This is a genomic window from Variovorax monticola, from assembly GCF_051216855.1.
GTDB lineage: Bacteria > Pseudomonadota > Gammaproteobacteria > Burkholderiales > Burkholderiaceae_C > Variovorax.
Window position 1 is genome coordinate 426,634 of sequence record NZ_JBPJZP010000007.1, and the last position, 26,836, is coordinate 453,469.

General features: G+C 68.5%; 28 protein-coding genes. 21 read left to right on the forward strand and 7 right to left on the reverse strand.

The features are described 5' to 3' along the window. Nucleotides 1-4: 4 nt before the first annotated feature. The 3 genes from ACSFA5_RS26045 to ACSFA5_RS26055 all read left to right on the forward strand — a co-directional run bounded on the left by ACSFA5_RS26045 (nucleotide 5) and on the right by ACSFA5_RS26055 (nucleotide 2,526). Complete coding sequence (locus ACSFA5_RS26045) at nucleotides 5-1,015, forward strand: Bug family tripartite tricarboxylate transporter substrate binding protein (protein ID WP_435446940.1); 1,011 nt, start codon at nucleotides 5-7, stop codon at nucleotides 1,013-1,015. Between the two features lie 50 nt (nucleotides 1,016-1,065). Next, a complete protein-coding gene (locus tag ACSFA5_RS26050; protein ID WP_435446941.1) occupies nucleotides 1,066-1,992 on the forward strand; it encodes a LysR family transcriptional regulator in 927 nt (308 codons plus the stop codon). Between the two features lie 78 nt (nucleotides 1,993-2,070). Beyond that, entirely contained in the window at nucleotides 2,071-2,526 is a 456-nt protein-coding gene (locus ACSFA5_RS26055; RefSeq protein ID WP_435446942.1) for a DUF2214 family protein, read from the forward strand. A gap of 104 nt (nucleotides 2,527-2,630) precedes the next feature. On the opposite strand, the gene ACSFA5_RS26060 is transcribed toward ACSFA5_RS26055, so the two are convergent. After that, on the reverse strand, nucleotides 2,631-2,972 hold the full coding sequence (locus tag ACSFA5_RS26060; RefSeq protein WP_435446943.1) for a hypothetical protein: 342 nt from the start codon (nucleotides 2,970-2,972) through the stop codon (nucleotides 2,631-2,633). A gap of 135 nt (nucleotides 2,973-3,107) precedes the next feature. Here ACSFA5_RS26060 and argS point away from each other — a divergent pair, with 135 nt between their 5' ends. The 7 genes from argS (at nucleotide 3,108) to ACSFA5_RS26095 (ending at nucleotide 11,251) form a co-directional block, all read left to right on the forward strand. Beyond that, complete coding sequence (argS, locus tag ACSFA5_RS26065) at nucleotides 3,108-4,793, forward strand: arginine--tRNA ligase (RefSeq protein WP_435446944.1); 1,686 nt, start codon at nucleotides 3,108-3,110, stop codon at nucleotides 4,791-4,793. A gap of 8 nt (nucleotides 4,794-4,801) precedes the next feature. Then, the gene (locus ACSFA5_RS26070) at nucleotides 4,802-5,533 is read left to right on the forward strand and encodes an SPOR domain-containing protein (protein ID WP_435446945.1); all 732 of its coding nucleotides are present in this window, start codon (nucleotides 4,802-4,804) and stop codon (nucleotides 5,531-5,533) included. A gap of 152 nt (nucleotides 5,534-5,685) precedes the next feature. Continuing rightward, nucleotides 5,686-6,330: a thiol:disulfide interchange protein DsbA/DsbL gene (locus ACSFA5_RS26075; RefSeq protein WP_435446946.1), complete on the forward strand. Its 645-nt coding sequence runs from the start codon at nucleotides 5,686-5,688 to the stop codon at nucleotides 6,328-6,330. Nucleotides 6,331-6,473: 143 nt separating this feature from the next. Further along, nucleotides 6,474-7,187 (forward strand): lipopolysaccharide transport periplasmic protein LptA, encoded by a 714-nt coding sequence (lptA, locus tag ACSFA5_RS26080; RefSeq protein ID WP_435446947.1) that lies wholly within the window; start codon nucleotides 6,474-6,476, stop codon nucleotides 7,185-7,187. After that, on the forward strand, nucleotides 7,184-7,978 hold the full coding sequence (gene lptB, locus ACSFA5_RS26085) for an LPS export ABC transporter ATP-binding protein (protein ID WP_435446948.1): 795 nt from the start codon (nucleotides 7,184-7,186) through the stop codon (nucleotides 7,976-7,978). The genes lptA and lptB overlap by 4 nt, the downstream gene beginning before the upstream one ends. Before the next feature lie 17 nt (nucleotides 7,979-7,995). Then, nucleotides 7,996-9,612, forward strand: a complete 1,617-nt coding sequence (gene rpoN, locus ACSFA5_RS26090) for an RNA polymerase factor sigma-54 (protein WP_435446949.1) — start codon at nucleotides 7,996-7,998, stop codon at nucleotides 9,610-9,612. A gap of 10 nt (nucleotides 9,613-9,622) precedes the next feature. Next, the gene (locus tag ACSFA5_RS26095; protein WP_435446950.1) at nucleotides 9,623-11,251 is read left to right on the forward strand and encodes a phospholipase D family protein; all 1,629 of its coding nucleotides are present in this window, start codon (nucleotides 9,623-9,625) and stop codon (nucleotides 11,249-11,251) included. A 21-nt stretch (nucleotides 11,252-11,272) separates the two neighbouring features. On the opposite strand, the gene ACSFA5_RS26100 is transcribed toward ACSFA5_RS26095, so the two are convergent. Further along, on the reverse strand, nucleotides 11,273-11,926 hold the full coding sequence (locus tag ACSFA5_RS26100) for a LysE family translocator (RefSeq protein WP_435446951.1): 654 nt from the start codon (nucleotides 11,924-11,926) through the stop codon (nucleotides 11,273-11,275). Nucleotides 11,927-12,071: 145 nt separating this feature from the next. On the opposite strand from ACSFA5_RS26100, the gene ACSFA5_RS26105 reads away from it, so the two are divergent. Beyond that, on the forward strand, nucleotides 12,072-12,308 hold the full coding sequence (locus ACSFA5_RS26105) for a hypothetical protein (RefSeq protein ID WP_435446952.1): 237 nt from the start codon (nucleotides 12,072-12,074) through the stop codon (nucleotides 12,306-12,308). On the opposite strand, the gene ACSFA5_RS26110 is transcribed toward ACSFA5_RS26105, so the two are convergent. From ACSFA5_RS26110 to ACSFA5_RS26125, 4 genes are all read right to left on the reverse strand, one after another. Continuing rightward, nucleotides 12,305-12,940 (reverse strand): YceI family protein, encoded by a 636-nt coding sequence (locus ACSFA5_RS26110; protein ID WP_435446953.1) that lies wholly within the window; start codon nucleotides 12,938-12,940, stop codon nucleotides 12,305-12,307. The two genes, ACSFA5_RS26105 and ACSFA5_RS26110, sit on opposite strands and share 4 nt — an antisense overlap. A 61-nt stretch (nucleotides 12,941-13,001) precedes the next feature. After that, complete coding sequence (locus ACSFA5_RS26115) at nucleotides 13,002-13,589, reverse strand: YceI family protein (RefSeq protein WP_435446954.1); 588 nt, start codon at nucleotides 13,587-13,589, stop codon at nucleotides 13,002-13,004. Beyond that, nucleotides 13,586-14,179 carry a cytochrome b gene (locus ACSFA5_RS26120; protein ID WP_435446955.1) on the reverse strand — a complete coding sequence of 198 codons (594 nt, stop codon included), beginning with the start codon at nucleotides 14,177-14,179 and terminating at the stop codon, nucleotides 13,586-13,588. The genes ACSFA5_RS26115 and ACSFA5_RS26120 overlap by 4 nt, the downstream gene beginning before the upstream one ends. Nucleotides 14,180-14,270: 91 nt before the next feature. After that, nucleotides 14,271-16,121 carry a sensor histidine kinase gene (locus ACSFA5_RS26125; RefSeq protein ID WP_435446956.1) on the reverse strand — a complete coding sequence of 617 codons (1,851 nt, stop codon included), beginning with the start codon at nucleotides 16,119-16,121 and terminating at the stop codon, nucleotides 14,271-14,273. Between the two features lie 82 nt (nucleotides 16,122-16,203). On the opposite strand from ACSFA5_RS26125, the gene ACSFA5_RS26130 reads away from it, so the two are divergent. Further along, nucleotides 16,204-17,451, forward strand: coding sequence for a THUMP domain-containing class I SAM-dependent RNA methyltransferase (locus tag ACSFA5_RS26130; RefSeq protein WP_435446957.1), 1,248 nt, complete (start codon nucleotides 16,204-16,206; stop codon nucleotides 17,449-17,451). Here the strand turns inward: ACSFA5_RS26130 and ACSFA5_RS26135 are convergent. After that, complete coding sequence (locus ACSFA5_RS26135; protein ID WP_435446958.1) at nucleotides 17,437-17,904, reverse strand: surface-adhesin E family protein; 468 nt, start codon at nucleotides 17,902-17,904, stop codon at nucleotides 17,437-17,439. The two genes, ACSFA5_RS26130 and ACSFA5_RS26135, sit on opposite strands and share 15 nt — an antisense overlap. 119 nt (nucleotides 17,905-18,023) lie before the next feature. On the opposite strand from ACSFA5_RS26135, the gene ACSFA5_RS26140 reads away from it, so the two are divergent. The 9 genes from ACSFA5_RS26140 to ACSFA5_RS26180 all read left to right on the forward strand — a co-directional run bounded on the left by ACSFA5_RS26140 (nucleotide 18,024) and on the right by ACSFA5_RS26180 (nucleotide 26,834). Further along, nucleotides 18,024-18,455 (forward strand): putative toxin-antitoxin system toxin component, PIN family, encoded by a 432-nt coding sequence (locus ACSFA5_RS26140; RefSeq protein ID WP_435446959.1) that lies wholly within the window; start codon nucleotides 18,024-18,026, stop codon nucleotides 18,453-18,455. 380 nt (nucleotides 18,456-18,835) lie between these two features. After that, a complete protein-coding gene (locus ACSFA5_RS26145; RefSeq protein ID WP_435446960.1) occupies nucleotides 18,836-19,774 on the forward strand; it encodes an AraC family transcriptional regulator in 939 nt (312 codons plus the stop codon). 144 nt (nucleotides 19,775-19,918) lie between these two features. Next, nucleotides 19,919-20,224 (forward strand): Flp family type IVb pilin, encoded by a 306-nt coding sequence (locus tag ACSFA5_RS26150; RefSeq protein WP_435446961.1) that lies wholly within the window; start codon nucleotides 19,919-19,921, stop codon nucleotides 20,222-20,224. Nucleotides 20,225-20,263: 39 nt separating this feature from the next. Next, nucleotides 20,264-22,180: a TadE/TadG family type IV pilus assembly protein gene (locus tag ACSFA5_RS26155; protein ID WP_435446962.1), complete on the forward strand. Its 1,917-nt coding sequence runs from the start codon at nucleotides 20,264-20,266 to the stop codon at nucleotides 22,178-22,180. Nucleotides 22,181-22,195: 15 nt separating this feature from the next. Then, nucleotides 22,196-23,188 carry a hypothetical protein gene (locus ACSFA5_RS26160; RefSeq protein WP_435446963.1) on the forward strand — a complete coding sequence of 331 codons (993 nt, stop codon included), beginning with the start codon at nucleotides 22,196-22,198 and terminating at the stop codon, nucleotides 23,186-23,188. Further along, the gene (locus ACSFA5_RS26165) at nucleotides 23,188-23,910 is read left to right on the forward strand and encodes a hypothetical protein (RefSeq protein ID WP_435446964.1); all 723 of its coding nucleotides are present in this window, start codon (nucleotides 23,188-23,190) and stop codon (nucleotides 23,908-23,910) included. Before ACSFA5_RS26160 ends, ACSFA5_RS26165 begins: the two co-directional genes overlap by 1 nt. Before the next feature lie 13 nt (nucleotides 23,911-23,923). Continuing rightward, nucleotides 23,924-24,127 carry a hypothetical protein gene (locus ACSFA5_RS26170; protein WP_435446965.1) on the forward strand — a complete coding sequence of 68 codons (204 nt, stop codon included), beginning with the start codon at nucleotides 23,924-23,926 and terminating at the stop codon, nucleotides 24,125-24,127. A 6-nt stretch (nucleotides 24,128-24,133) separates the two neighbouring features. Next, nucleotides 24,134-25,102: a Flp pilus assembly protein CpaB gene (gene cpaB / locus ACSFA5_RS26175; protein ID WP_435446966.1), complete on the forward strand. Its 969-nt coding sequence runs from the start codon at nucleotides 24,134-24,136 to the stop codon at nucleotides 25,100-25,102. Nucleotides 25,103-25,211: 109 nt separating this feature from the next. Further along, the gene (locus ACSFA5_RS26180) at nucleotides 25,212-26,834 is read left to right on the forward strand and encodes a type II and III secretion system protein family protein (RefSeq protein ID WP_435446967.1); all 1,623 of its coding nucleotides are present in this window, start codon (nucleotides 25,212-25,214) and stop codon (nucleotides 26,832-26,834) included. Nucleotides 26,835-26,836: the final 2 nt, after the last annotated feature.

Below are 26,836 nucleotides of genomic sequence, written 5' to 3' on the forward strand. Positions count from 1 at the left end.
CCCCATGTTTTTCACCACACGGCGTGCGACGCATGCCGTTCTCACCACCCGGCGCGCACTGCTCGCCTGCGCCGCGGCCGCGGCATGCCTGAACGCCGCACCCGTCCTTGCCGACACCACCTGGCCCGACAAGCCCGTGCGCCTCGTCGTGCCCTACACGCCCGGCGGCGCCACCGACATCGTGGCGCGCCTCGTCGCGCAGAAGCTGGTGGAGGACACGAAGTGGACCTTCATCGTCGACAACCGCGCCGGCGGCAACGGCAACATCGGCATGGACGTGGTCGCCAAGTCCAGGCCCGACGGCTACACCGTCGGCCTGGGCCAGACCGCCAACCTGGCGATCAACCCGACGTTGTTTCCCAAGATGCCCTACGACGCGCTGAAGGACCTGGTGCCGGTGGCGGTCGTGGCCTCGCAGCCGGTGGTGCTGGTGGTGCGCGCCGATGCGCCGTACAAGTCGCTGGCCGAGTTGATTGCCGCCGCAAAGGCCAAGCCCGGCGAGATCAAGCAGGCGCTCGCGGGCACCGGCACGCTGGGCCACATGGCCGGCGAGGTGCTGGCGCAGCGCGCGGGCTTCAAGGTGCTGAACGTGCCGTACAAGGGTGCCGCGCCCGCCATCACCGACCTGCTCGGCGGGCAGACCGACTACATGTTCGCCACGCCGCAGGGTGCGCTGGCCATGGTGAAGGGCGGCAAGCTGCGCGCGCTGGCCGTCACTTCGGCCAAGCGCCTGCCGGTGATGCCCGAGGTGCCGACCGTGGGCGAGAGCTACAAGGGCTTCGAGGCGGTGGACTGGAAGGCACTGGTGGTGCCGGCCGGCACGCCGGCCGACATCGTGAAGAAGCTCAACGCCGCCGTCGACAAGGCGCTGGCCAAGCCGGCCACCATCTCGCAGCTTCTGGCCGAAGGCAGCACGCCCGTCGGCGGCAGCCCGGAGCAGGCGGCGCAGTACGTCAAGTCGGAGCACAAGCGCTGGGGCGCCGCAGTGCGCGAGGCCGGGGTGCGGCCGGAATAAGCCGCAACAGGCCGTGCGTGCCCGGCGGTGGGCGATATAGTTCCGCCGCCATGGACCGCCTCAAGCAGCTCGAATCCTTCGTCTCGGTCGCGACCCGCGGCGGGCTCACGGCCGCGGCCAAGGCCGAGGGCGTGGCGCCGGCCATCATGGGGCGGCGGCTCGACGCGCTGGAAGAGCGGCTGGGCGTGAAGCTGCTGGTGCGCACCACGCGGCGCATCACGCTCACGCACGAAGGCACCGCTTTTCTCGAAGACTGCCAGCGGCTGCTCACCGAGTTCGCCAACGCCGAGGCCAGCGTGAGCGCCGGCGGCGTCAAGGCCAGCGGGCATCTGCGCGTGACCGCGCCGGCCGGCTTCGGCCGCCGCCACGTCGCGCCGCTGGTGCCGCGCTTTCATGCACTGCACCCGGAAGTGACCATTTCGCTCAACCTGAGCGACCGCGTGGTCGACGTCACCGGCGAGAGCTTCGACTGCGCGGTGCGCGTGGGCGACCTGCCCGATTCGTCGCTGGTGAGCGTGCGGCTGGCCGACAACCGCCGCCGCTGCGTGGCCACGCCCGAGTTCGTGCGCCGCCACGGCAGGCCGTCGCACCCCGGCGAACTGTCGCGCTTTGCCTGCCTCACGCTGTCGAGCGACGCCTCGCAAACGCGCGGCTGGGCCTTTCGCGTTGCCACCGAGGGCGGCGCGCAGGAGCTGATCCACCTGCGTCCCAGTGGCCCGCTCGATTGCTCCGACGGCCAGGTGTTGCACGACTGGTGCCTGGCTGGCCACGGCATCGCCTGGCGCAGCACCTGGGAGGTCGAGGCCGAGATCGACGCCGGCCTGCTGGTGCCGCTGCTCGACGACTTCGCCGCGCCGCCCAACGGCATCTACGCGGTGTTCGCGGGCGCCAAGCACCTGCCGCTGCGGGTGCGGCTGTGGCTGGATTTCCTCAAGGAACAGTACGGGAATCCGGAATTCTGGGGTGGCAGGGCGTAGCTTGGAGGCAACGACCTGGGAGCGGCGGCACAATCTGTTCTCAATTGCAAACCCGCTGCATTGAGAAGAAAGCCATCGATGACGATCCTCGAAGCCATCCTCGCGTACATGCATCTTCTGGCCATTCTCACGATGGTCGTGTTCATCTCGAGCGAGGCGGCGCTGTGCCGCGTGCAGTGGCTCAATGCCGCGGTGGTGGAGCGGTTGGCCAGGATCGACATGGTCTACGGCATCGCGGCCATCGCGGTGCTGGCCACCGGCATCGCGCGCACCGTGTGGGGCGTGAAGGGCACGGCCTGGTACTGGACCAACCCGCTGCTGCACGTGAAGCTGGGGCTCTTCGTGATCGTGGGCGTGCTGTCGATCTTTCCGACGCTCACCTACTTCCGCTGGCGCAAGACGCTGCGCGCCACCGGCAAGCTGCCGGCCGAGGACGACATCAGGAAGACGCGCAAGCTGGTGATGGTGCAGGCGCACGTCATCGCGGTGATCCCGCTGGTGGCGGTGTTCTTCGCGCGGGGCTTCGGCAAGTAACGCCAGGGCGCGGGCGACCGCCCCATTGAGACCGCGCCATTGAAAAAGCCCGCACGGGGCGGGCTCCTTCTCGTTGCGCCAACTTCAGCGCAGCATGGGCTTCGTCAAGCCTTGGCGTCTTTCTCGCACTTCTTGACGAAGCTGCTCTTGGCGGCGCCGGCCAGCGGCTTGCCGTTCTTGTCGATGGCCTTGTCGGCGCAGGCGGGAGCGGTGGCAGCCTTGGTGTCTTTCTCGCACTTCTTGACGGAGCTGGCCTTGGCGGCGCCGGCGAGCGGCTTGCCGTTCTTGTCGATGGCCTTGGCGTCGCAGCTGGCGCCGGCAGCCGGGGCAGCCATGGCGGCGGGGGCCGCGGCAGGCGCGGCGGCCTTGTCCTGCGCGAAGGCGCTGAACGACAGGCAGGCGCCGAGCGCGACGGTGGAGGCGACCAGGGAAAGGAGCTTTTTCATGATGGGATGTGTCCTTGCAAGGTTGGGTGGAGTGACGGTTGCCCCGCCCCGGGGCCGACCACCCTAACGGGCGAAGACAACAATCGGATGACGATCGTCAACTGAGTCCGGGTTTGCCCCCGGTAAAATTCCCGGATGCTATTGGTCAAACAGGAGCTGCTCGCGGCGCTCGCGAACACGCTCGAATCCCTCTCGCCCGGCGCTGGCTCCAAAGCCGCGTTCGAGTCGCCCAAGGTGGCTGCCCATGGCGATTTCGCCAGCACGGCCGCCATGCAGCTCGCCAAACCGATGGGGCGCAAGCCCCGCGAACTGGCCGAGCAACTGAGCACCGCGCTGCTCGCCACCCCCGCTTTCGGCCAATGGGTCGAGGGCATCGAGATCGCTGGTCCCGGTTTTCTCAACATCCGTCTCAAGACGGCGGCCAAGCAGCAGATCGTGCGCGAGGTGCTGGCCGCGGGCGAAGCCTTCGGCCAGCAGCCGCCCACCGGCGAGAAGGTGCTGGTCGAGTTCGTCTCGGCCAACCCGACCGGCCCGCTGCACGTGGGCCACGGCCGCCAGGCTGCGCTGGGCGACGCCATCTGCAACCTGCGCGCCTCGCAGGGCGAGAGCGTCTGGCGCGAGTACTACTACAACGACGCCGGCGTGCAGATCCAGACGCTGGCCAACAGCACGCAGCTGCGCGCGCGCGGCTTCAAGCCCGGCGACGCCGAATGGCCCGCCGGCGAAAAGGCCCCGGCCTACAACGGCGACTACATCGCCGAGATCGCCGAGGACTTCAAGGCGAAGACGACCGTCAAGTCGCAAGACCGCGAAGTCACCGGCACCGGCGACATCGACGACCTGGACGCCATCCGCGAGTTCGCCGTGGCCTACCTGCGCCGCGAGCAGGACCTGGACCTGCAGGCCTTCCGCGTGCGCTTCGACCAGTACTACCTGGAGTCCAGCCTGTACACCAGCGGGCGCGTCGAGGCGGCCGTGGCCAGGCTGGTGGCCGCGGGCAAGACCTACGAGCAGGACGGCGCGCTGTGGCTGAAGTCGACCGACTACGGCGACGACAAGGATCGCGTGATGAAGAAGCAGGACGGGACGTACACATACTTCGTGCCCGACGTCGCGTACCACATCGCCAAGTGGGAGCGCGGCTTTCACAAGGTCATCAACATCCAGGGCACCGACCACCACGGCACCATCGCGCGGGTGCGCGCCGGGCTGCAGGCGGCGGGCGAAGGCATTCCCGAGGGCTACCCCGACTACGTGCTGCACACCATGGTGCGTGTCATGAAGGGCGGCGAAGAGGTCAAGATCAGCAAGCGCGCGGGCAGCTACGTCACGCTGCGCGACCTGATCGAGTGGACCAGCACCGACGCCGTGCGCTTCTTCCTGCTGAGTCGCAAGCCCGACACCGAGTACACCTTCGACGTCGACCTGGCCGTCGCCAAGAACAACGACAACCCGGTGTACTACGTGCAGTACGCGCATGCGCGCATCTGCTCGGTGCTGGCCGGCTGGGGTGGCGATGCGGCCACGCTCAAGGGCGTGGACCTGTCGCCGCTGGAAAGCCCGGCGGCCCAGGCGCTGATGCTGCTGCTGGCCAGGTACCCCGAAATGCTGACGGCCGCGGCCAAGGACTTTGCGCCGCACGACGTCACCTTCTACCTGCGCGAACTGGCCGCCAGCTACCACAGCTACTACGACGCCGAGCGCATCCTGGTGGACGACGAGAAGGTCAAGCTGGCCCGCCTGGCGCTGGTCGCCGCGACCGCGCAGGTGCTGCACAATGGCCTCGCGATTCTTGGCGTCAGTGCGCCGAGCAAGATGTGAACCTCACCATGAAGAAGACAACCAGACAACGCGGCAACATCGTCATCGGCCTGATCATCGGGCTGGTGCTAGGACTTGGCGTCGCGCTGGGCATCGCGGTCTACGTGACCAAGGTGCCGATCCCGTTCGTGACCAAGACGCAAAAGGGCGGCGCCGAGCAGGACGAGGCCGAAGCCCGCAAGAACCGCGATTGGGACCCGAACGCGCCGCTGGCTGGCAAGGCCGGCGCCGCCAAGCCGGCACCGGTCGCCACCGGTCCGGTCAACCCCGTCACCGGCGAGCCGGCCACCGCCGTGGCTCCGGGCGCGTCGCCGCCCACGACGGCACCGCCCGTGCCCGTGGTGGTGGCGCCCAAGCCGCCGCGCACGGCGCCGGTGCCGGCCGAGGCTTCGAACGATCCGCTGGGCGACCTGGCCCGCGCGCGATCGGGCAGCGTGACCACCGCGTCGGCCGCCCCGAGCAGCAGCACCAACAGCACCGCCGCCAGCAGTTCCGGCGCCGATCCGTTCATGTACTTCGTGCAGGCCGGCGCCTTCCGCACCACCGACGACGCCGAAGCGCAGCGCGCCAAGCTGTCGCTGATGGGTGTGGAGGCCCGGGTCACCGAGCGCGAGCAGGCGGGCCGCACCGTCTACCGCGTGCGCGCCGGCCCGTTCAACAAGAAGGACGACGCCGACCGCCTGAAGGACCGGCTCGACGGCGGCGGCATGGAGTCGGCGCTGGTGCGCGTGCAGCGCTGACCCGGCGCCCGGCGCGAATAGCCCTTAAGCTTCGCGCCGCGGCGTTTGTCGCCACCATTCATCGACCTGATCGCGCCTGGGCGCACCGGCTGCGGGGGAACTCCCCGCGGCGCGACGGCTCAGTCTGCCGTACCAACTGGAGAACCCTTTCAATGAAACGTCGTGACTTTTCGCTGGCCGCCACTTCGCTCGGGCTGTTGTCCCTGGCCGCCAGCCCGGCCCATGCCCAGCGCGCGCCGAAGGCCGGCACCGAGTACCTGGTGCTCGACAAGCGCGCACCGGTCGACGCACCGGCCGGCAAGATCGAGGTGGTCGAGTTCTTCTCGTACAACTGCCCGCATTGCAACGACTTCGAACCGGCCCTCGAAGCCTGGGTGAAAACGCTGCCGAAGGAAGTCGCCTTCCGCCGCATTCCCGTGCCGTTCGTGGGCAACGACGTCGAAGCCAAGCAGCGCCTGTACTACGCGCTCGAAGCCATGGGCAAGGTCGACGAGTTCCAGCCGAAGGTGTTCAGCGCGATCCATGCCCAGCGCCAGAACGTGAACGGCGACGCCAACATCATTGCCTGGGCTTCGGCCAACGGCCTGGACGGCGCCAAGTTCAAGGAAACCTTCACCTCGTTCAGCGTGGCCAGCAAGGCCAAGCGCGCGACGCAGATGACCGACGCCTACAAGGTGGCCGGCGTGCCGGCGATGGCCGTGGCCGGGCGCTGGTACGTAGACGGCGAGACCGCCGGTAACATGACCAAGGTGCTGCAGGTCGTCAACTACCTGGTTGGCGAAGCGAAGAAGGGTTGAGCCTTGAGGCGGCGCGCATTTGCTGCCGCTGCCTTCTCCCTTTTTGCAAGGGATACCTGGCCCGCTTCGGCGGGCTTTTTCATCTGTGCGTGCGGGGCTGGCGCAATCAGCCGCATACAATGCCGAGCAAGTTTCGTGCCTCTATGACATTGCATTCTTACCCCATCACCACTCCCTTCCTTCGTCGCATCGGCCGCCTGGCCGGCGCCGTGCTGTTGCTGGCCGGCCTCGCCTCGGGCGCGCTGGCCGAAACCGCCGACCGCACCAAGCCGATGAACATCGAGTCGGACGCCATGCGTTACGACGACCTGAAGCAGACCAGCGTGTTCACCGGCAACGTGCTGGTCACGAAGGGCACGATCATCATCCGTGGCGCGCGCATGGACGTGCGACAGGACGCCGAGGGCTACCAGTACGGCGTGGTCACGGCGGCGCCCGGCAAGCGCGCTTACTACAAGCAGAAGCGCAATGCGCCCGACGAGTGGATCGAGGGCGAGTCCGAAGTCATCGAGTACGACAGCCGCGCCGACAACGTCAAGTTCATCCGCAACGCCGTGATGCGCCGCCTGCTGGGCGCCACGCCGAACGACGAGAGCCAGGGCGCGCTGATCGTCTACGACCAGAGCAACGACACCTACACCGTCAACGGTTCCACCGTGCCGGCGAACTCCGCCGTCAACGCATCCGCCCCCGGCGGTCGCGTGAAGACCATCCTGACCCCCAAGGCCGCGGCCGCGCCGGCCGCCGGTGCCTCGGCCCCGGCGGGCGCCAAGGCTGCGCCGGCGGCACCCACCCCGGCGCCCGGCAAGGGCCTGCGCCAGAGCACCACGCTCGACGACGGAGACACCCGCAAGTGATAGAAACCGCTGGATCGCACGACGCCAACGGCGCGCCGGGCAGCCGCCTGGTGGCGCGCGGCCTGAAGAAGAGCTATGGCAGCCGCACGGTGGTGAAAGACGTGTCGCTCAACGTGCAGAAGGGCGAAGTGGTCGGGCTGCTCGGCCCCAACGGCGCGGGCAAGACCACGTCGTTCTACATGATCGTGGGGCTGGTGCGCGCCGACGCGGGCGAGATCACCATCGACGGCGAGCCCATCGCCCACATGCCGATCCACCGGCGCGCCCGCATGGGCCTGAGCTACCTGCCGCAGGAAGCCTCGATCTTCCGCAAGCTCACGGTCGAGGAAAACGTGCGCGCCGTGCTCGAACTGCAGCAGGAGCCCGACGCCAGCGGCAAGCTGGCGCCGCTGTCCAAGGCGCACATCGAGGAGCGCCTGTCCGAGCTGCTGGCCGACCTGCGGGTAGACCACCTGCGCGATTCGCCCGCGCTGGCGCTGTCGGGCGGCGAACGCCGCCGGGTGGAAATTGCGCGTGCGCTGGCCACCCAGCCGCGCTTCATCCTGCTGGACGAGCCCTTTGCCGGCATCGACCCGATCGCGGTCATCGAAATCCAGCGGATCATCAGTTTCCTGAAGGAACGCGGCATCGGCGTGCTCATCACCGACCACAACGTGCGTGAGACGCTGGGCATCTGCGATCACGCGTTCATCATCAGCGACGGGCATGTGCTGGCACAAGGCACGCCCTCGGAGATCGTCGACAACGCCGAGGTACGACGCGTCTACCTTGGCGAGCACTTCCGGATGTAAGGGCGGGTGGGCTCTCCATGAAGCAAGGGCTGTCCCTTCGCGTCTCGCAGCACCTGGCGCTCACGCCGCAGCTGCAGCAGTCCATTCGCCTGCTGCAGCTCTCCACGCTCGAACTGAGCCAGGAGGTCGAGCAGATGCTGGACGAGAACCCGTTCCTCGAGCGCACCGCGGAAGAGGCGGCACGCGAGGAGTTCGGGCTCGACACGGCCGATGCGCCGGTACCGCGCGATGACGGCGGCAGCGATGGAAGCGACGCCATCGAAAGCGAAGGCGACTTCGCCCCGCCGGCTGCCAGCACCTCCACTTCTTCCACCGAGACGACCACCACCAGCACCGCCGAGTCAGACGGACCGGCCACGGAAATCAACGAGCGCGAGCCCGACTGGGAAGGCGACGGCACCGTCGACATGGCCGCGCCCGACGACAGCGAGTGGGGCAGCGACGCCCCCGCGCGCCAGAACAACCTGGGCGACGACGAGCGTGCCGACGCCACCGAGCTCGCGCGCAGCCAGGAGTCGCTGCAGTCGTTCCTGCACCGCCAGGCGCTGAGCCTGCGCCTGAGCGAGAACGACAGTGCCGCGCTGCGCTTCCTGATCGAGTCGCTCAACGACGACGGCTACCTCGAGGACTCGCTGCCCGCGCTGGCCTCGGGCCTGGCCGGCGACGACAACGACCAGTTCGACGACCTGGTGCACCACTTCCAGGTGGCGCTCGGCCTGCTGCAGAGCCTGGAGCCCGTGGGCGTGGGCGCGCGCGACCTGGGCGAATGCCTGGGCATCCAGCTGCGCGCGCTGGCCCGCCCCAACGAGACCGAGCAGGAACAACTGGTCCGCAAGACCGCCATGGCCGTGTGCAAGCAGTCGATGGAGCTGCTGGCGCGGCGCGACTTCAAGCGCCTGGCCACGCTCACGCGCACCAACGAAGAGCTGGTGCGCCTGGCGCTGCAGATCATTGCGCGGCTGGAGCCCAAGCCGGGCCGGCGCTTCGTGGACGTGGAGCGCAACATCGTGGTGCCCGACGTGATCGTCACCAAGACCGGCCGCGGCACCAACATCAAGTTCCGCGTCATGCTGAATCCGGAAGTCATGCCGCGCCTGCGCGTGCACGACATCTACGCGGGCGCCCTGAAGGCGCACAAGGGCGAGGGCAGCCAGGCGCTGTCGCAGCGCCTGCAGGAGGCGCGCTGGTTCATCAAGAACATCCAGCAGCGCTTCGACACCATCCTGCGCGTGAGCAACGCCATCGTCGAGCGGCAAAAAAGCTACTTCGTGCACGGCGAGCTCGCCATGCGCCCGCTGGTGCTGCGCGAAATTGCCGACGAGCTGGGCCTGCACGAGTCGACCATCTCGCGCGTGACCACGGCCAAGTACATGTCCACGCCGTTCGGCACGGTCGAGCTCAAGTATTTCTTCGGCTCGGCGCTGGGCACCGAGACCGGCGGCAATGCGTCGAGCACCGCGGTGCGCGCGCTCATCAAGCAGTTCGTCAGCTCGGAAAGCATCAAGAAGCCGCTGTCGGACAGCCAGATTTCCGAAATGCTGAAAGAGCAGGGCATCGAGTGCGCGCGCCGCACCGTGGCCAAGTACCGCGAGGCGCTGCGCATAGCGCCCGCCAACCTGCGCAAGGCGCTGTAGCGACCCGGCCATGAGCCCTTGCCTCCCTCGCCGCCCGCATCCGTTGTCGCGCCGGGGGCTCGGGTTCTTCGCCTTGGTGGCCGTGCTGCTCTTGCTGCTGTCCACCGGCTGCGCCACCTTGCCCGACGAGGCGCCGCGCCCCGCCGTCAAGGCCATGGCGGTGTCGGGAGACACGGCGCTGGGCAAGATCGCGATGGCCGCCCAGCCCGACCCCGACCTGAGCGGCTTTCGCCTCATGCCCGGCGGCGACTTCGCCTTCGACACCCGCATCCAGCTGGCGCGCCGCGCCCAGCGCACGCTCGACGTGCAGTACTACCAGATCGAGAACGACGAGACCGGCCGCTACCTGCTGCGCACCCTGCGCGACGCCGCGTTGCGCGGCGTGCGGGTGCGCCTGCTGATGGACGACCTCTACACCTCGGGCGAAGACGATCTGCTGCTGGCCTTCGCCGCCACGCCCAACGTCGAGCTGCGCCTGTTCAATCCGTTCCCGGCCGGGCGCGGCAGCATGCTCAAGCGCTTCGCCGCCTCGCTGTTCGACTTCAGCCGCGTGAACCGCCGCATGCACAACAAGCTGTTCATCGCCGACGGCGCGATGGCGGTGGCGGGCGGGCGCAACATCGGCAACCAGTATTTCCGGCGCACTGCGGGCGAGAACTTTCTCGACCTCGACACCTTCGTGACCGGCGCGCTCGTTCCGCGGCTGGGCAGCCTGTTCGACCAGTACTGGAACAGCGTCTACGTGCGGCCCATCGGCGCCGTGGTGCGCACGGAGGTGCCGCGCGACGAACTGCAGCGCCGCTTCGAGGCCGCCACCGGCCCCGACACCACGCCGCCCCCGCCGCCGCCCGCGCCCAACGACCTGCTCGGCTACAGCCCGATGGCGGACGACCTGAACACCGGCAAGCTCAACCTGATCTGGACCCTGGCCGAGGCCTACGCCGATTCGCCCGACCGCGTGATCGGCAAGACGGCTTCCTACGGCGGCGTGCCGCTGCTGGACGTCGACAGCGTGCGCTACAACGTGGTCGAGCAGATGCGCCGTGCGCGCTCCGAAGTGACCATCGTCTCGCCGTACCTGATTCCCGGCGCCACGGGGCTGGAGGTGATGCGCGAGATTCGTCGGCGCGACGTGAAGATCAGCGTGGTCACCAACTCGCTGGCCGCCACCGACGAGCCGCTGGTGCACACCGCCTACCGCCGCTACCGGCCCGACATGCTCAAGCTGGGCGCCGACCTGTACGAGCTGAGCTCCAGCCGCACCCGCCGCAGCGTGCGGCTCGGGCTGTTCGGCACCTCGGTGGGCCGGCTGCATGCCAAGTCGGCGGTGATCGACCGGCGCACGCTGTTCGTCGGCTCGATGAACTTCGACCCGCGCTCCGAGTCGGCCAACACCGAGATCGGGCTGATCATCCACAGCCCCGAGATGGCCCAGCAGATGCTCAAGCTGCTCGACGTGCTCAAGCAGCAGGGCGCCTACCGGCTGCGCTTTGCCGAGGGCAGCAACGAGTCGCGCATCGAGTGGACCAGCGACGACGCCGGCAAGCTCACCGTGCTGACCGAGGAGCCCGACTCGGGCTTCTGGGACCGCACGATGCTGGAGATCCTGGCGCCGCTGACGCCAGAGAGCCTGCTGTAGCGGCGCGGTGGCCGCCCACGGTCACTTGCCGCTGACCGCCGACCACACCAGGCGCAGGCCCAGCAGGCCCATCACGCCGCCGGCGGCGCGATCGATCCACACCTTGTAGCGCAGGTAGGCCAAGCGCGGCGCGGCCGAGGAAAGCGCCAGCGCGACGACGGTGTACCAGCCGGTCTCGATGCAGAAGATCACCACCGGCACGGACAGCGCCAGCACCAGCGGCACGTCGCGCGGCAGGAAGGCCGCGAAGATGCTGGCGTAGACCACCGCCGTCTTCGGGTTGCTCACCTGCGTGGCCAGGCCGAGAAGGAAGGTGCGCAAGGGATGTGCGCCCCTACCCTGCGCGCCCGGCGAGGTACCCCCCGGGGCCGCCGCCATGGCCAGCGGCTGCCGCGCGCCACGCCAGATGCGCACGCCCAGGTACACCAGGTAGGCGCCGCCGAAACCCTTGATGGCAAGGTACAGGCCCGGCACCGCCAGGAACGCCGCCTGCAGGCCGGCCAGCGCGGCAACGGCGAAGACCAGTCCGCCTGCTCCCATGCCCAGCGCGGCCGCCAGCCCGTCGCGCCGGGAGGCCACCGCCGTGCGGGCGACCATCACGAAACTGGGGCCGGGACTCATCGCGCCGACGGCCATGGCGCCGGCAATGCCGAGCAGGGAAAGGGTGGTGTTCATCGGTTTCGACGCATCGCCTCGAGACTGAATGGTCGATCAGCGTGCATTAATGCACGCTGATCGGCGTTTGAAAACTAAACTTTAAGTAGTACTTGGGTAACTTTTGGTTTACATTTTCTGCATCGGAGTTACTGCGATGCAAAAAATGAAAAACCTCATTCTTCTGGCCGTCTGGGCAGTGGTGCTGTCGTTTTTGCTGAGTTTCTTCTACTGGAGCGACGCCCCGCTGGCCGAGCAGCTGTTGTTCGGCGCGCTCATGACGGTCGCAACCGGCGCCTGGATGCTCGTGCTGTTGAATCTCCCCCGCGCTTTCGTCGCCTCCCGCAGGTGGTTGACGGTGCCCAAGGACGGCGAGCGCAAGCGCATGGGGTCCGGCGTCTAGGGCTGGATGTTGACGGCTTCGACCTGCACCAGCAGTTTCACCTTGTTCTCGAAGCCGAAGTTCAGCCCCCAGGTCATTCCCCAGTCGCTGCGCTCCACCGTCGTTTCGAAGTCGCCGCCGCAGACCTGGCGGTTGATGAGCGGGCTCAGGTAACAGTTGAAGCGCGCGGCCTTCAGCGTCACCGGCCGGGTCTGGCCCATCAGGGTGAGCGTGCCGGGCACGTCGGCCACCTTGTCGCCGCTGAAGTCGATGCGATCGGCCACGAAGCGCGCGGTCGGAAACTCCGCCACATTGAAGAAATCCTTGCTCTGCACGTGACGGTTGAGCAGGTCGACGCCCGTGTTGATGGAGCTGATGTCCATCGTGATGTCGACCGCGCCGCTGGTGCCGGTGCCGTCGATCTTCACCGTGCCGTCCTTGGTGCTGAAGCGGCCCCGGTTGGTGGTGGTGCCGTAGTGGCCCATCTCGTACATCACGAAGGTGTGGGTCGGGTCGACCACGTAGCTGGCGTTTTTCACCGGTCCGCCCGCGGGCTTGGCGGCCACGGGCAGCGCCGTGTAGTCCTGGGCCCTGGCGGGGGTGCCGGCGAGGGCGCAGGCCGAGAGCGCCGTGGCGAGGAGGAGCTTCTTCATGGCGTGGGGTGTGTGAGGCATGGGCGGGTGATGGGGTGGGCGGTGCGGCGGTTTCGGGGGGTCAAAGCGGCCCGAAGCCCGCGAGCGTGAACTTGAAGCGCACCTGCACTTCGTTGCCGACCATCGAGGTGTCGGTCCATTCGCCGTCGCCCACCTTGAAGTCGAGCCGCTGGATCGTAAAGCTTCCGGTGGCCACCGCGTAGCTGCCGGCTGCGGCGATGCTGACGGGCACCGTCACGGCCCTGGCCGTGCCCTTGAGGGTGAGCTTGCCCGCCATCTCGAACCTGCCGTCGCCCAGCGCCTTGATGGCGCCCGACTGGAAGCTCGCCTGCGGGAAGTGCGCGGCGTCGAACCAGGGCGCCTTGGGCAGCTCGGCGTCGCTCATGGGAATGCCGAAGCCGGCGCTGGCCGTGTCGATCTGCAGCGCCACGGTGCCGCCTTCGGGCTTCTTCGGGTCGAAGGCCACCTGGGCATCGAACTTCTTGAAGGTGCCTTCCAACGGCACGCCCATCTGCTTGGTGACGAAGACGATCTGGCTCTTGTCGGCCACCAGCTTGGTGGCCATGGGCTCGGCCACTGCGAGCGCGGGCATGGCCGCGGCAAAAGCCAATGCGGCGCAAGGCAGCAGGCGGGAGAAAAGGCGCGTCATCGAGCAGATTCCTTGCGTGGCCCGGGCCACATGCGTTTCATGAGACCGTCGCGGTCGATGCAGTGGTGCTTGAGCACCGCCGCCACGTGCAGCAGCGTGACGCCCGCCAGCATGAAGGCGCTGTACTTGTGCAGCGGCTGCAGCGCCGCCTCGGCGAAGACCCGGTCGACCGGCACGAAGTCGGGCAGCGCCAGCACGCCGAACCACGCCACCGGCATGCCCATGGCCGAGCTGTAGGCCCAGCCCGAGAGCGGCACCGCGAAGAACAACAGGTACATCAGCGTGTGGCTCACGCGGTAGCTCGCCAGTTGAAGGCGCGACATGCCCGCCGGCAGCGCGGGCGGCCGGTGCCCGATGCGCCACAGCAGCCGCAGGGCCGACAGCGCCAGGATGGTGAGGCCCGCCCACTTGTGCCAGCTGTACACCTTCAGGCGCAGCGGCGAAAACGGCAGGCCCGTCATGTAGAGCCCCACGCCGAGCGAGCCGAGGATCAGGGCCGCGAGCAGCCAGTGCAGCGCGATCGCGAATCCGTCGTAGCGCAGGGGGCGGGCGTCGGCGGCAAGGGAAAGTGAGGAGGTGTCGGCGGACATCGGAAGCAGGCCCGGCGGCCTGTGCGCGGAGCATATATCGGAAGCGGTGACAGCTGCACTGCACGGCCCGTGCCAGCCGGGCCGCGCGGCTTCAGCCCGGCTGCTGCGCCCGCAGCAGCATGCCGTGCTGCTGCGCCTGCAGAAGCACCCCGTGCAGGTCGCCGGGCTGCACCGGCTTGCGCAGCGCATGCCAGCCGCGCTCGGCCGCGAGCCGTTGCGTGGCTTCGTTGATGTCCGCCGAAATCAGCGCGATGGCCAGCGACGGCTTCTGTTGCTGCAGCGCCTGCGCCAGCGCAATGCCGTCGAGCGCCCCCGGCAGGCGGATGTCGCACAGCGCCGCGTCGAGCGCGCGCAGGTCGGCCAGCGCCAGCGCTTCGGCCGCGCTGGCATACACGCGCGGCTCCACCTGCCATTGCCGCAGCAGCGCGCACAGGCTGTCGGCCACCACCGCGTTGTCTTCCACCACCAGCACGGCCAGTCCGGGGCGCAGCGTGCTCACGGCACGGGTGCCATCGGCAGGGGGCGTGGAAGCGGCGTGCGCGGGCACTGCCGCGCTTGGCGAGGCGCTCGACATCTCCGCGCCCGGCAACGCAGCCGGCAGCTCGAAGCTGAACACCGACCCCCGCCCCGGCGCCGAGCGCAGCGACACCTCGATGCCCAACTGCGCCGCCAGCCGCCGCACGATGGCCAGGCCGAGCCCGTGGCCGCGCTGCAGGTTGCGCTCCACGTTGCCGATCTGCTCGAAGTCGTTGAACACCCGCGCCTGCGCGTCCGCTGCAATGCCGATGCCGCTGTCGCGCACTTCCACGCGCCAGTCCAGGGCGTGGGGTCCGCGCCGGCGCGCGCGCACCGCCAGCAGCACCCGCCCGCGCGGCGTGAACTTGACGGCGTTGTCGGCCAGGTTGGCCAGCACGCGGCGCAGCGACACGGCGTCGGTGAAGGCCACGGCGTCGGCCGGGCAGCGCACCCGCACGCGGGCGTCACCGGCCTGGCGCGCCAGTTCCTGCAGCAGCGGCGCCAGCGCCACCGCCGCCAAGCGCAGCGGATCGACCGCCGCCTCGATGCGGCCGATTTCCAGCAACTGGTTGGTCAGCCCTTCGAGCGCCTGCTGCGCGCGCGCCAGCGAGCCCACCGTGTGCTGCACCGCCTGCATGTCGGCGCCGCCGTTCAGTTGCTGGCGCAGCACCTCGGCCTGCAGCCCGATGGCCATCACCGGCTGGCGCAGGTCGTGGTTGGCGGCCGAGAAGAAGCGCAGCCGCTCGGCCTGCGCCTGCTCGGAGGCGCGCAGGCCGGCCAGGGCCTGTTCGCGCAAGGTGCGTTCGTTGAGCCGCAGGCCGATGTTTTCCTCGAGCTGGCGCGAGCGCTCGGCCACCAGCTTCCACATCATCGCGATCAGCCCGCAGCCGATGACCGACACCGCCATCATCACCGGCGCCCCCAGCCAGAGGCCGGTGACGATGACCGGCGCCAGCAGCAGCGTGATCGCCAGCTGGGTGGCCGGTGTGTAGAACGACACCGAGAAGGCCGAAGACAGCGTCATGCCCATCAGGATCAGGCCCAGCAGCAGCTGCAGGTCGGCGCGCTCGGGGTTGAACAGCAGCAGCCCGGCCAGCCCGTGCGCCAGCTCCCAGACGGCCGTGCGCAGCGTGTGCGTGCGCTGCGCCTCGCGCAGGCTGCGCGGTGTGAAGGGCTGCGGCAGGCGCTGCGGGAATAGGCCGCGCATGGCCGTGACGGCGGTGATCAGCGCGATCCAGGCCAGCGCGCGCGGCAGCGAATACTGCCAGGCGAACAGCGCCGCCACGCCGCAGTTCAACAGGTATTGCACCAGCAGCACCGGCCCGATGGGGCGGATGGACAGCCGCAGCACCTCGCACTGGATCTCGAAGCGATCACTGCCGCCGGCGGGTTCGCTCGAAGGTGCGGGGGTGGAGTTGGGGGTCATCGGCGAATTGACTATATAGAGAAGGACTGTGACGCGGCGACAATGGAGGGCCCGAGTCGGGCTTCCCGATAGCGAAATTCCCGTGAACGATCTCTCCCTATTCCTGCCTTGCGCCGCCGGCGTCGAGGAATTCCTTGCCCAGGAGGTGCATGCCCTGACCGGCCGCTCCGGGCAAGACCTGCTCACGCTGCGCGGCGGCGTGCGCGTGCGTGCCGACTGGCGCGACGCCCTCAAGCTCAACCTGCACAGCCGGCTCTCGCAGCGCGTGCTGGTCGAGCTGGGCCACGCGCCCTACCGCAACGAGAACGACCTGTACGCCATCGCCAACGGCGTGGCCTGGGAGATCTGGTTCACGCCCAAGCAGACCTTCAAGATCGAGACCACCGCGCAGCACAGCCCGCTGCAGAGCCTGAACTTCGCCACCCTGCGCATCAAGGACGCCATTGCCGACCGCTTTCGCGCCAAGGCCAACGGCGTGCGCCCCAGCATCGAGACGCAGTGGCCCGACTGCCGCGTGTTCGCGCACCTGACCACCGAGACCTGCACGCTCTACATCGACACCTCGGGCGAGCCGCTGTTCAAGCGCGGCTGGCGCCAGGACAAGGGCGACGCGCCGCTGAAGGAAACCCTGGCCGCCGCCATGCTGGCCGCCAGCGGCTGGTGGAACCCCGAAACCGGCGCCGTGTCCGACCAGCCGCTGTACGACCCCTGCTGCGGCAGCGGCACCATCGCCATCGAGGCGGCGCAGATCGCGCGCGGCATCGCCGCGGGGTCGCTGCGGCACTTCGGCTTCGAGAAGCTGCTGCCGTTCCAGCCGCACGTATGGGCGGTCATCAAGCAGGAGTCGCAAGCCCAGGTGCGCGAGGGCGGCGTGGCGATCTTCGGCTCCGACGTGTCGCACCGCATGGTCGACTTTGCCGAGCGCAACGCCGAGCGTGCCGGCGTGGCGCAGGCCATCGAGTTCCGCGGCGGCGACGCGCTGCAGCGCATGCCGCCGGTCGAGGCCGGCACGATCATGCTCAACCCGCCGTACGGCGAGCGCATCGAGGTGGGCGGCGTGGCCGGCCCGGGCCGTTCCGGTGCGCGCGAATCGGCGCAGACCGCCGAAGGCGCGGGCGGTGAAGCAGGCGACGGCGGCGAATTCTTCCCGCAGCTCGCCACCCACTGGAAGAAGAACTACGCCGGCTGGACCGCCTGGGTGCTCACGCCCGACCTGAAGCTGCCCAGGCAGATGCGCCTGAAGGAGTCGCGCCGCGTGCCGATGTGGAACGGCCCCATCGAATGCCGGCTGTTCCGCTTCGACATGGTGGCCGGCTCAGCGCGGAAGTAGCTCGCCCTCGGCCGCGGACGGCGCTTTCTGTTCCCTGGGCCGCACGCTGCAGGCCGCGTTGACGGTGCGCCCCGCCAGGTCGCGCGGTGCGTTGTCCAGCGTCATGGGGCGCACGTCGTCGTCGGCGAAGTGCCGCACCGCGATGGGCTCGCCCACGAAGTTCGGCTGCCCGAAGTAGGTAGCGCTCACATAGCGCGCATTGCGCGCCGCGCAGTCGACGTCGACCCTGGCGTCGAACGACCGGAACAGGATGCCGTCGCGCGTGGTGCGCTCGCGCGCCAGGCTCAGGCGCAAACGCACGATGCGGTGTGCGCCGTCGACTTCGACGCTGGTCGGATCGACCTGCACATAGCTGTTGCCGGCGTCGCCCGGCGAGCCCACCAGGGTCAGCCACTCGGCCCGGGCACCCGCACAGGCAAGCAGGGCGAGGCAGAGCAGCGAAAGTCGTTTCATGAAGGAAGAAGTAGGAAGCAAGGGGGCGAGAGGGGTGCCCGCGGCATTGTCCGGCAGCGAACCGACGCGAGCCTGACACAGCCCATGGTGCAACATCGGCCCTGTTCCCCCCACATTCCATGACGTTGACAGAAACCGCCCCCGTCGTCATCGACACCAACATCGCGCTCGACCTGCTGGTGTTCGACAACCCCGACTGCCTGCCCCTGCGCGCCGCGCTGGCGGCCGGCGCGCTGCGCTGGCTCGCCACCGCGCCGATGCGCGTCGAGCTCGCGCGCGTGCTGGGCTATCCGCTCATCGTGAAGCGGCTCGCGCAGCGGCAGATGGCCGCGGCCAGCGTGCTCGAAGCCTTCGATGCACAGGCGCACCTGCTGGCCGACACGCCGCCGCGCGCACCCTGCGTGTGCAAGGACCCCGACGACCAGGTGTTCATCGATCTCGCGGTCGCGCAGCGCGCGCAGCTCATCAGCAAGGACCAGGCGGTGCTCGACCTGCGCAAACGCTTGGCCGCGCACGGCGTGACGGTGCAGGCGGTGCTGGCGACGACCTGAACCTTCGTGGACGAGCGAAAAAAACTGACGTTGCGACGGCCTCGCAACGGCTTCTAGACAAGCACCGCCCGCGCATCTACTGGGCGGCAAATCACAGAGGGAGTCGCCGTTGCCCGAGCTGTCTAGACAACGCCGGCAGGTGTGCAAGGCACCTGTCGCACGCGCCTGCCATGCGCGCATATCTTCTGCCGCCACCCGCATAGGGTCTGGCAATTGCATGGCCCCCCCACTATCGTCCGCCGCGCCGAAGTGGTTGACGCACACCTCTTGCGGGCCCGTGTGATGCGGGCCATGCCGACTTCGAAGACCGCGACCGTTTGCAGCGCTTTCGCGCCGAGCATCCGTGCGCTGCAAACGCCTCCTGTCCTTCAAGAAAAGTCATGCAGAGTCCACACCAGCGATCGCCGCGCCAACTGTTGCCCGAACTCGAAGTCGAGCTCGCCCGTTCCACCGAACTGGGCTACGAACCCTCGGAAGAGGTGGGGCTGGTGCGCTGCCTGGAGCACGGGTTTCCCACGCCGCTGGCGCGCTGGCATTGCCACGAAGAGTACGAACTGCACCTGATCGTGGCCACCTCGGGCCAGGCGTTCGTGGGCGACTGGATCGGCGCCTTCGAGCCCGGGCACCTGGTGCTGTGTGGCCCCAAGCTGCCGCACAACTGGATCTCGCTGGACGCGCCGCCCGAGGGCGTGGCGCAGCGCGACCTGGTCATCCAGTTTTTGCACGACCCGATCTTCGAGGCCGCAGAGCGCATTCCCGAGCTGCTCGAAGCGGTGCGCATGCTCGAGCGCGCGCGCTACGGCATCGAGTTCTTCGGCATGGCCGCGTGCGCCGAACGGCACTGGCACCGTGTGAAGGACGCGCGCGGCCTGAAGCGCTTCAGCCTGTTCTGCGACTTCCTGGCCGACATGGCGCAATGCACCGACTACCGCCTGCTGTCGGGCATGCAGACCGACGGCGAAAACCCGCTGGAGGCCATCAACGACATCGTGACGCGCATTGCCAGCGAACCCGCCAAGGACGTGAGCGCGGCCGACATCGCCGCGGAGCTCGGCATGAACGCGGGGCGCTTCGGCAGGCTGTTTCGGCGTGCCACGGGCCACAGCTTCCTGAGCTACGTGAACCAGGTGCGCGTGAACAAGGCGTGCCTGCTGCTGATGCACAGCGACCGCTACGTCACCTCGATCTGCTACGACGTGGGCTTCAACAACGTGTCGAATTTCAACCGGCAGTTTCTTGAAATCAAGGGCCTCACGCCTACGGAATTTCGCAGGCAGAGCCAGCTGCGTCTGGAGGGCGCGACGAGTTCAGCGAACTAAAGACTGCGAATTGTTTACACCCAGTTGCAAACTGTTTCCTGAAAGTTATTTCGTATCGGCAATCGCAAAAAGTGTATCGAACGCAGTGCAAGAGCGTCCCTACGATCCGGCTGTCCTTTCAGCCACCTTTCAGGAAACCCTCTCATGCAAACACTTCGTTCGACCCCGCTGAGCCGCCGTATCGCCTCGCACATCAAGATCCGCGGCCAGGGCATGACCGAGTACCTCGTGATCCTCGGCCTGATCGCCATTGCCGCGATCGCCGTGTTCAGCTTCTTCGGCCAGACCATGCGCAACCAGGTGGCCGGCATGGCGCAGGAAGTGGGCGGCAAGACCGGCACCGCCGAAGTCACCAACGCGCAGACCGCCGCCGGCAAGGCTTCCACCAACGCCCAGGTCAACATGAACATGAGCACCTACACCAAGGGCGGGGCGGACGGCGCGAAGTAAGCCCAGCCGCTTGCACCACGGCCTGACCGACATCGCCCGATGCCTCCAGTTGCCGCTTCGCTTCCCCTGGCAGCCACCGAGGCGCCCACGCGCCGGCGCCAGTCGGGCCAGGCGATCGTGTACCTGGTGGCGATGCTGCCGATCCTCTTTCTGAGCGTGCTGGTGGTCTACAACACCGCCACCGCCACGCGCGAGAAGATGAAGCTGCAGAACACGGCCGACGCCACCACCTACAGCGCCAGCGTGCTCACGGCACGCAGCCTGAACTACCTGGCCTACACCAACCGCGCGATGGCCGCCAACGAGTCGGGCATCGCGACGCTGGCCAGCGCGCAGACCACGATGGGCGCCGTCCTCACCAGCGCAGCCAACATCCGGGAAGGCCAGGTCATCGTCGAGGGCTTCAAGGCCGTGCGCAACCTCAGGAACATGCGCATCCCGGTGGTGGGCCTGCTCGTCTACGGGCCCATGTATCTCAAGAACATCGACGACGCCCGCAAGGCGCACGACAGCGCGGAGACCCTTGCCGGCCTGGTCGACACGGTCGCCAAGCCGCTGCAGGTGGGTGTGGACATGCTGCGCGTGCTCAACCAGGGCATCTCGGCCAGCCAGGTCGTGATGCTCGCGGGCACCGTGGCGCAGCTTCCGCAGGTCATCAAGGACGTGCTCAATTCGAACGACCCCGACGTGTCCGTGCCGCCCGGCGAAACCGCGATCTTCGCGACCAAGTTCGTGGCCGATCTCGGGCTCTACCTCAAGAGCTACCACCAGTCGGGCAGCATCTCGTTCGACGACGAAGAATTCAACGAGGTGCTGCGCTTTGCCCACTCCGCGCAGGCCATGCGCGACGACTGGACCAAGAAGCGCCGCTTTCTGCCCGATTGGGCCACCATGATTGCCTCGGGCCTGTCCGGCATGGTCAAGGGCCTTGCCACCGAAGCGCCTGTTTCGCCGCCGGGACTGTCTGAAATCGCCGGCGACGTTCTCGGCGGGCTGGTCGACTGGAAGGGCGGCACCGAACTCGTCGCGAGCGAAACCGGCGACGAGACCGGGCGCATCCGCTGGCAGTCTGCCGATGTCATCGATATCAATCTGCCGATCGGGCCGCTGTTCACAGCCTTCGTTGCCAGTGCCGAGGACACCGCGCACGCCCGCTTCGGCCTGGGCGCCGCTGCGGCCGCCGCGGGCGGACCCAACCGCCGCGGCAGCTGGCGCGGCCAACGCCTGGCGCTGGAAAGCTATTCGCGCGAGGCCCGCACGTACGGCGGCCTGAACGACGACGTCAACAACAACGGCATCATGGTGCGCGGCTCGTTCAGGGCGGCCGCCAACAACACCAACTGGGGACCGCTGGGCATCCTGCCGGGCGCCCTGCCGGTGTTTCAGTTCGGTGCCAAGCTGCATTACGGCCCGCGCACGGACATCGGCACCGGTCTCACGAAGAACTGGGTCATGCCCCGGTTCATCGACATCAAGGAACACCCGCCCATGCGGGCCAACGAGTCCGACAACTGGCTCGCGGAAAACGGCTTCAAGGGCGGCAACCCCCTCAAGTGGGGCAAGAACACCGACAAGGGCCCGGCGTTCACGCTCGTGGTCCAAAAGGGCGGCGACAAGGTGCGCACGGGCGAAGTCGCCGGCTTCGGCAACTCCGCGGCCGACGGCAAGGCGGGGCTGCGCGACAACTTCCAGGGCCGCGAGATCAAGGCCGTGTCCACCTCGCAGATCTACTTTCGCCGGCCGCAAGACCGCTGGGCGCGGCGCGACTTCTCGGCCGACGACCCGCCGCAGATCGGCAAGTACAACGTCGGCTTTGCCGGCGGCTACATCGAGCACCGCAGCCTGTTCAGCCCTTACTGGCACGTGCACAACATCGAGCCCTCGCTGTGGGCGCGTGCCATCGCCATGGGCGGCGCGGCCGTGGGCGGCTCGGCCGACGAAGACAACGGCAACTGACAGGCAAGACCGCGCATGACACCTTCGCACCGACGCCTCTTCGCACGCCCGTCCCGCGCCGGCGCGCCCCGGGGTCATGCGATGGTCGAGACCCTGCTCATGGTCAGCTTCGCCGCCGTCACGCTGGCCGCGATCCCGGCCATTGCCGAGTACGGCACCAAGCGCATGCAGACCGTGGCCGCCGCCAAGCTTGTTGCCTGGCAGCGCACGGTGTGGATGCCCGAGCCGACGGCCATCAGCGCCGAGGAAGCCAAGGGCGCGTCGGGCGCCATCAAGAAGACCGATGCGGAGGTCACGCGCGACCTGCGGCGTCACATCTTTCGCGACCGCACGGCGCCCGGCATTTCCATCCACGCCGCCGACATCGCCGAGTTCGAGCCGATGATGCCGGCCATCGATCCGCGCACCACGGCCGTCACCGCATCCAGCACGGCTGCGCCCATGCCCTCGATACTCAGCGCCAGCGACAAGGCGTTCGACGGCATCCGCGTGGCGCAGGCCGCCCTGGGGTCCAACGTGGTCACGGGGTCGTTGAGCAAATTCCAGTTCGTCAGCAGCGGCTACCTGCGCCACGAGGTGAAGGTGAGCCAGACCAACACCAGGTTCGCGATGGTGCCGGCGCTGGACATGAGCGAACAGGTCACCATGCTCACCGAGGCCTGGAACGCCGGCGGCACGAACCGGGAGGAAACCAAGATCCAGGGCCTTGTGCTGCTCAAGCTTGCCGACCCGGTCTTCTACCAGCAGATGCGAGGCGGCTTTCACCAGGCGGCCTACGCGATCAGCCAGGTCTTCCCGAGCTTCACCAACGCCAACCTCACCTTCGGCCTCACGCCGGGCGACGCCGCCGAGAAGTCGCCGCTGGACCGCTTCGAGCGCGTGCCGCCCGGTGCGGCCGCGAGCGGCGAGCCTGCCAGCGGCGGCGACGCCGTGGGCGGCAACCCGAAAGACAGGTTCCGCTACTACCGCGCCTTCCCACCGACGCCCGTGGTCAACGTGCTGCCCTGATGAGTTTGCGCGCGCCGTTCATTCAATGGCTGTTCGCCGCCGCATGGCTCTGCCTTTGCGGCGCGGCTGCAGCGGCGCCGCCGCAGCGCGACTGGCCCGCCATTCCTTCTCCCTCGGGCGCCAAGACCTTCTGGATCGCCGAGTACGTCGAGCAGAACACCGTTCCCATGCAGATCCGCGGTATCGAGTCCGCGGAGTCGATGGAGGCCGTGTCGCGTTTCTACGAAAAGTGGTTGGCCGACAAGGTGGGCTACGGCGTGAGCAAGGTCGGCGCTTCGCGCGTTCTCGGCGCACGGCTGGGCATCTACCAGGTGACGGTGCAACTGCGCGCGCGGCCCGAGGGCACGGTGGGCCGGCTGGTGGCGGCGGTGCTCTACGAGCAGGAACAAAGCGAGCAGAGCCTGCGAGAGCGCGCCGAGCGCATCGGCAAGGGCTTTCCGCGCCCGACCGGCTCGCAGGTGGTGTCGGACACGCTCTCCTTCGACGAGGGCCAGCGCAACCGCACCATCGTCGTCACCAACAACGTGAGCGTGGAGACCAATGCCCTGTACCTGCGCGAACAGATGATCCGCCTGGGCTGGTCGCTGCTGCAGGACCGCACCATCGAAGGCGGCACGCGCTCGGCACTGGTGTTCCGCCGCAACAACGAAGAGATGGTCGTGACCATCTCCAGGAACGACGGCGCCTATTTCATCGTCGCCAGCCAGACCACCCCCGAATAGCGGCGCCTTCCCCATGCGACCCCCCCACCGCCTTTCTTCTTCCCGCCACGCCCAGCGCGGCCAGGTCATCGCCGAATACGTGATCGTCGCGGGCATCCTGGCGGTGATGCTGTTCGCCACCTTTCCCGGCTCCGACCGCTCGGTGATCGCGCTGCTCATCAAGGCCTTCCGCGATGCCTGGGCGACCTATTCGTACACCCTTTCCTATCCTTTGTAGCCAGGCATGAAATCATCTCCGGGACTTCTCAAGTTCAAGCAAAGCGTCAAACGGCTGTCCCCCCTCATCGGTGCCCTGATGCTCGGCCTGCTGGCCGCGGGGCTGGGCTGGTACTACCTGCGGGCCAGCGAGCGCGAAATCGCCGCCAGCCTGGAGAAGGACGCCGACAGCCAGCGCCGCGACGTGGTGGTGGCGCGCCAGGCGCTGCCCGACGGCACCACCGTGCTGCCCGGCATGGTGGCCAAGCGCTCGGTGCCCAACGAGTACGTGCACAACGACGCGCTCACGCCCGAGACCTTCGCGCAGTTCGCGGGCCGCCAGCTCAGCGTGCCGGTGGCCGCCGGCAAGCCGCTGCTGGCCTCGTTCTTCTCCACGCCGCGCAAGGTCTTCGCGCAGGAGATCGAGCAGGGCGTGCGCGCCATCACCATTCCGGTGGACGAGATCAGCTCCATCTCGGGCATGCTGCGCGCCGGCGACCGCATCGACTTCATGTACGTGGTCGAGAAGTCCGCCGCCAACGATCCCTCGGTGGTCGTTCCGCTGCTGCAGGACGTGGAGGTGCGCGCCACCGGCCAGATCACCTCGGAGCAGTTCGCCTCGATGAGGAAGCGCGCCGACGTGTCGGCCGACACCGACCCCTACGCGCAGCAGCGCTACTCCACCGTCACCGTCGCCATCCAGCCGCAGGACGCGCAAAAGCTCATCCTGGCCCAGCGGCTGGGCAAGATCATCGCCACGCTGCGCAACCCCGACGACCGCGCCACCATGACCAGCGGCGTCGACGCGGTCGACCTCGACGCCATCGTGGCCGGCTTCCGGCCGCAGCGTGCGCGGCCGATGGCGGTGGCCAGCGGACCCGCGCGGCCCATGAGCGCCGGCGTCGAATACATCGTGGGCGGCTCCGGCAACCGGGGCGCGCCCGGTGCGCCTGGCCTGGGCGCCATGCTGCCGACGGGCGACGCCTTGCCGCGCTGAGGCCCCATCGCCCCGAACACCGCCCCCTTCGCTCTCTTGCTCCCGTGCTCCCTTGCCCTCACGTCGCCCCGCAGGACGTGCCCGTTTTATTGATGTCCAGAAAAGTTCGATGAATCTCAAGCGATGCTCCCTGGCAGCGACGGCGCTGTGTCTTGTTTTCCAGGCCCCTGCGCATGCGCAGGGCCCGTACCCCGGCATGCCTGCGGCACCCTCGTTGCCCCTGGGCACGGTGGCGCCCGCGCCGTCGGCGCAGCCCTCGGGCGCAACGGGTGCAACAGGCGCAGCGGGCGCCTCGGCCTCCGGCGGCGGCGAACGCTCGCCCGGCATCCGTGCGGCCGCGCCGCCGCCGCCGGCCTCCATCACCGAGGGCGAGCTGGCGCGCATCGCCGCGCGCGCCACGGTGATGCAGCGGCTGCCCGACACGCTCACGCTCTATGTCGGGCAGATGGTGCTGGTCAAGATGCCGGGCGTGGCCCGCGTGGCCATCGGCAGCGGCAAGATCATCGAGGCCCGCGTGCTCGACGGCGCCAACATGCTCATCACCGCGCAGGACGCGGGCGACAGCACGCTGCATGTCTGGGACAAGAACGGCACCGTGCGCAAGCTCAAGGTGCGCGTCAACGTGATCGACCTGGACCGCATCGCCGACGAGCTGCGCGAGATCACGCACGGCATCTCGGGCGTCAACATCCGGCGCATCGGCGAACGCATCATCATGGACGGCAACAGCCTGGACCCCGCCGCTGTGGAGCGCCTGAACACGGTGGCCCAGCTCTATGCGCCCGCCGTGGTGTCGCTGGCCACGGCCGAGCGCATCCGCGTGGACCGCATGGTCGACATCCAGGTGCGCATCGTGGAGTTCAGCAAGACCGCGCTGGACGACCTGGGCGTGCGCTGGCAGACCGGCGGCGACGGCTTCAACTTCGGCCTGTTCTCGGACATCGCCTCCAGCGGCAGCTACCGCATCCTGCCCGACGGCTCGGCGTTCAACGGCTCCAACACCGCGAACCTGCTGAGCCAGAACCGCCGCACGCCCGAGGCCTACTTCGGCATCGGCCTGAGCCTGACCTCGCGCATCAACCTGCTGGTGCAGCGCGGCAACGCCTTTCTGCTGGCGTCGCCCAACCTCTCCACGCGCAGCGGCGGCGAAGCCAAGTTTTTGGCCGGCGGCGAAATCCCGCTGCCTGCGCTCAGCACGCAGGGCGCCGGCTCGGTGGAGTTCAAGCCCTACGGCGTGCGCCTGAACATCAAGCCCATTGCCGACGGCGAGGGCAATGTGTCGGGCAGCATCCTCACCGAGGTGAGCAGCATCGACCGCAGCGTGGCGGTGCAGGGCATTCCGGGCCTCTTGATCCGGCGCACCGACACCGAGTTCAACGTGAAGGCCGGCGAGACCATCGTGCTGTCGGGGCTGCTGAGCCGCGAATCGACACGCTCCAGCGACGGCGTGCCGGGCCTGCGCAAGGCGCCGATCATCGGGCGCGCCTTCCGTGCCGACAACGACACCGACAAGGAGCAGGAGGTGGTGGTGTTCATCACGCCGCGCGTGGTCGGCCCGGCGGACAGCCGCGCGCGCATCGAGCGCTCGCGCCAGCTGGAGCAGGACGTGGGCAGCAACTTCGGCACGCTGACCGAAGACAAGTCGGACCCGCGCGGCACGCGCCCGCCGCCCGCTGCCGCCGACATCGGCGGCATCCCCCCCGGCGCGCCCGGCCAGCCCCTGGCGCCTTGAGA

Bases quoted from the DNA above. Each gene is read 5' to 3' on its own strand.
- ACSFA5_RS26045 (WP_435446940.1), top strand. From the start codon at position 5: ATGTTTTTCACCACACGGCGTGCGACGCATGCCGTTCTCACCACCCGG.
- ACSFA5_RS26050 (WP_435446941.1), top strand. From the start codon at position 1,066: ATGGACCGCCTCAAGCAGCTCGAATCCTTCGTCTCGGTCGCGACCCGC.
- ACSFA5_RS26055 (WP_435446942.1), top strand. From the start codon at position 2,071: ATGACGATCCTCGAAGCCATCCTCGCGTACATGCATCTTCTGGCCATT.
- ACSFA5_RS26060 (WP_435446943.1), bottom strand. From the start codon at position 2,972: ATGAAAAAGCTCCTTTCCCTGGTCGCCTCCACCGTCGCGCTCGGCGCC.
- argS (WP_435446944.1), top strand. From the start codon at position 3,108: ATGCTATTGGTCAAACAGGAGCTGCTCGCGGCGCTCGCGAACACGCTC.
- ACSFA5_RS26070 (WP_435446945.1), top strand. From the start codon at position 4,802: ATGAAGAAGACAACCAGACAACGCGGCAACATCGTCATCGGCCTGATC.
- ACSFA5_RS26075 (WP_435446946.1), top strand. From the start codon at position 5,686: ATGAAACGTCGTGACTTTTCGCTGGCCGCCACTTCGCTCGGGCTGTTG.
- lptA (WP_435446947.1), top strand. From the start codon at position 6,474: ATGACATTGCATTCTTACCCCATCACCACTCCCTTCCTTCGTCGCATC.
- rpoN (WP_435446949.1), top strand. From the start codon at position 7,996: ATGAAGCAAGGGCTGTCCCTTCGCGTCTCGCAGCACCTGGCGCTCACG.
- ACSFA5_RS26095 (WP_435446950.1), top strand. From the start codon at position 9,623: ATGAGCCCTTGCCTCCCTCGCCGCCCGCATCCGTTGTCGCGCCGGGGG.
- ACSFA5_RS26100 (WP_435446951.1), bottom strand. From the start codon at position 11,926: ATGAACACCACCCTTTCCCTGCTCGGCATTGCCGGCGCCATGGCCGTC.
- ACSFA5_RS26105 (WP_435446952.1), top strand. From the start codon at position 12,072: ATGAAAAACCTCATTCTTCTGGCCGTCTGGGCAGTGGTGCTGTCGTTT.
- ACSFA5_RS26110 (WP_435446953.1), bottom strand. From the start codon at position 12,940: ATGAAGAAGCTCCTCCTCGCCACGGCGCTCTCGGCCTGCGCCCTCGCC.
- ACSFA5_RS26115 (WP_435446954.1), bottom strand. From the start codon at position 13,589: ATGACGCGCCTTTTCTCCCGCCTGCTGCCTTGCGCCGCATTGGCTTTT.
- ACSFA5_RS26120 (WP_435446955.1), bottom strand. From the start codon at position 14,179: ATGTCCGCCGACACCTCCTCACTTTCCCTTGCCGCCGACGCCCGCCCC.
- ACSFA5_RS26125 (WP_435446956.1), bottom strand. From the start codon at position 16,121: ATGACCCCCAACTCCACCCCCGCACCTTCGAGCGAACCCGCCGGCGGC.
- ACSFA5_RS26135 (WP_435446958.1), bottom strand. From the start codon at position 17,904: ATGAAACGACTTTCGCTGCTCTGCCTCGCCCTGCTTGCCTGTGCGGGT.
- ACSFA5_RS26140 (WP_435446959.1), top strand. From the start codon at position 18,024: ATGACGTTGACAGAAACCGCCCCCGTCGTCATCGACACCAACATCGCG.
- ACSFA5_RS26145 (WP_435446960.1), top strand. From the start codon at position 18,836: ATGCAGAGTCCACACCAGCGATCGCCGCGCCAACTGTTGCCCGAACTC.
- ACSFA5_RS26150 (WP_435446961.1), top strand. From the start codon at position 19,919: ATGCAAACACTTCGTTCGACCCCGCTGAGCCGCCGTATCGCCTCGCAC.
- ACSFA5_RS26155 (WP_435446962.1), top strand. From the start codon at position 20,264: ATGCCTCCAGTTGCCGCTTCGCTTCCCCTGGCAGCCACCGAGGCGCCC.
- ACSFA5_RS26160 (WP_435446963.1), top strand. From the start codon at position 22,196: ATGACACCTTCGCACCGACGCCTCTTCGCACGCCCGTCCCGCGCCGGC.
- ACSFA5_RS26165 (WP_435446964.1), top strand. From the start codon at position 23,188: ATGAGTTTGCGCGCGCCGTTCATTCAATGGCTGTTCGCCGCCGCATGG.
- ACSFA5_RS26170 (WP_435446965.1), top strand. From the start codon at position 23,924: ATGCGACCCCCCCACCGCCTTTCTTCTTCCCGCCACGCCCAGCGCGGC.
- cpaB (WP_435446966.1), top strand. From the start codon at position 24,134: ATGAAATCATCTCCGGGACTTCTCAAGTTCAAGCAAAGCGTCAAACGG.
- ACSFA5_RS26180 (WP_435446967.1), top strand. From the start codon at position 25,212: ATGAATCTCAAGCGATGCTCCCTGGCAGCGACGGCGCTGTGTCTTGTT.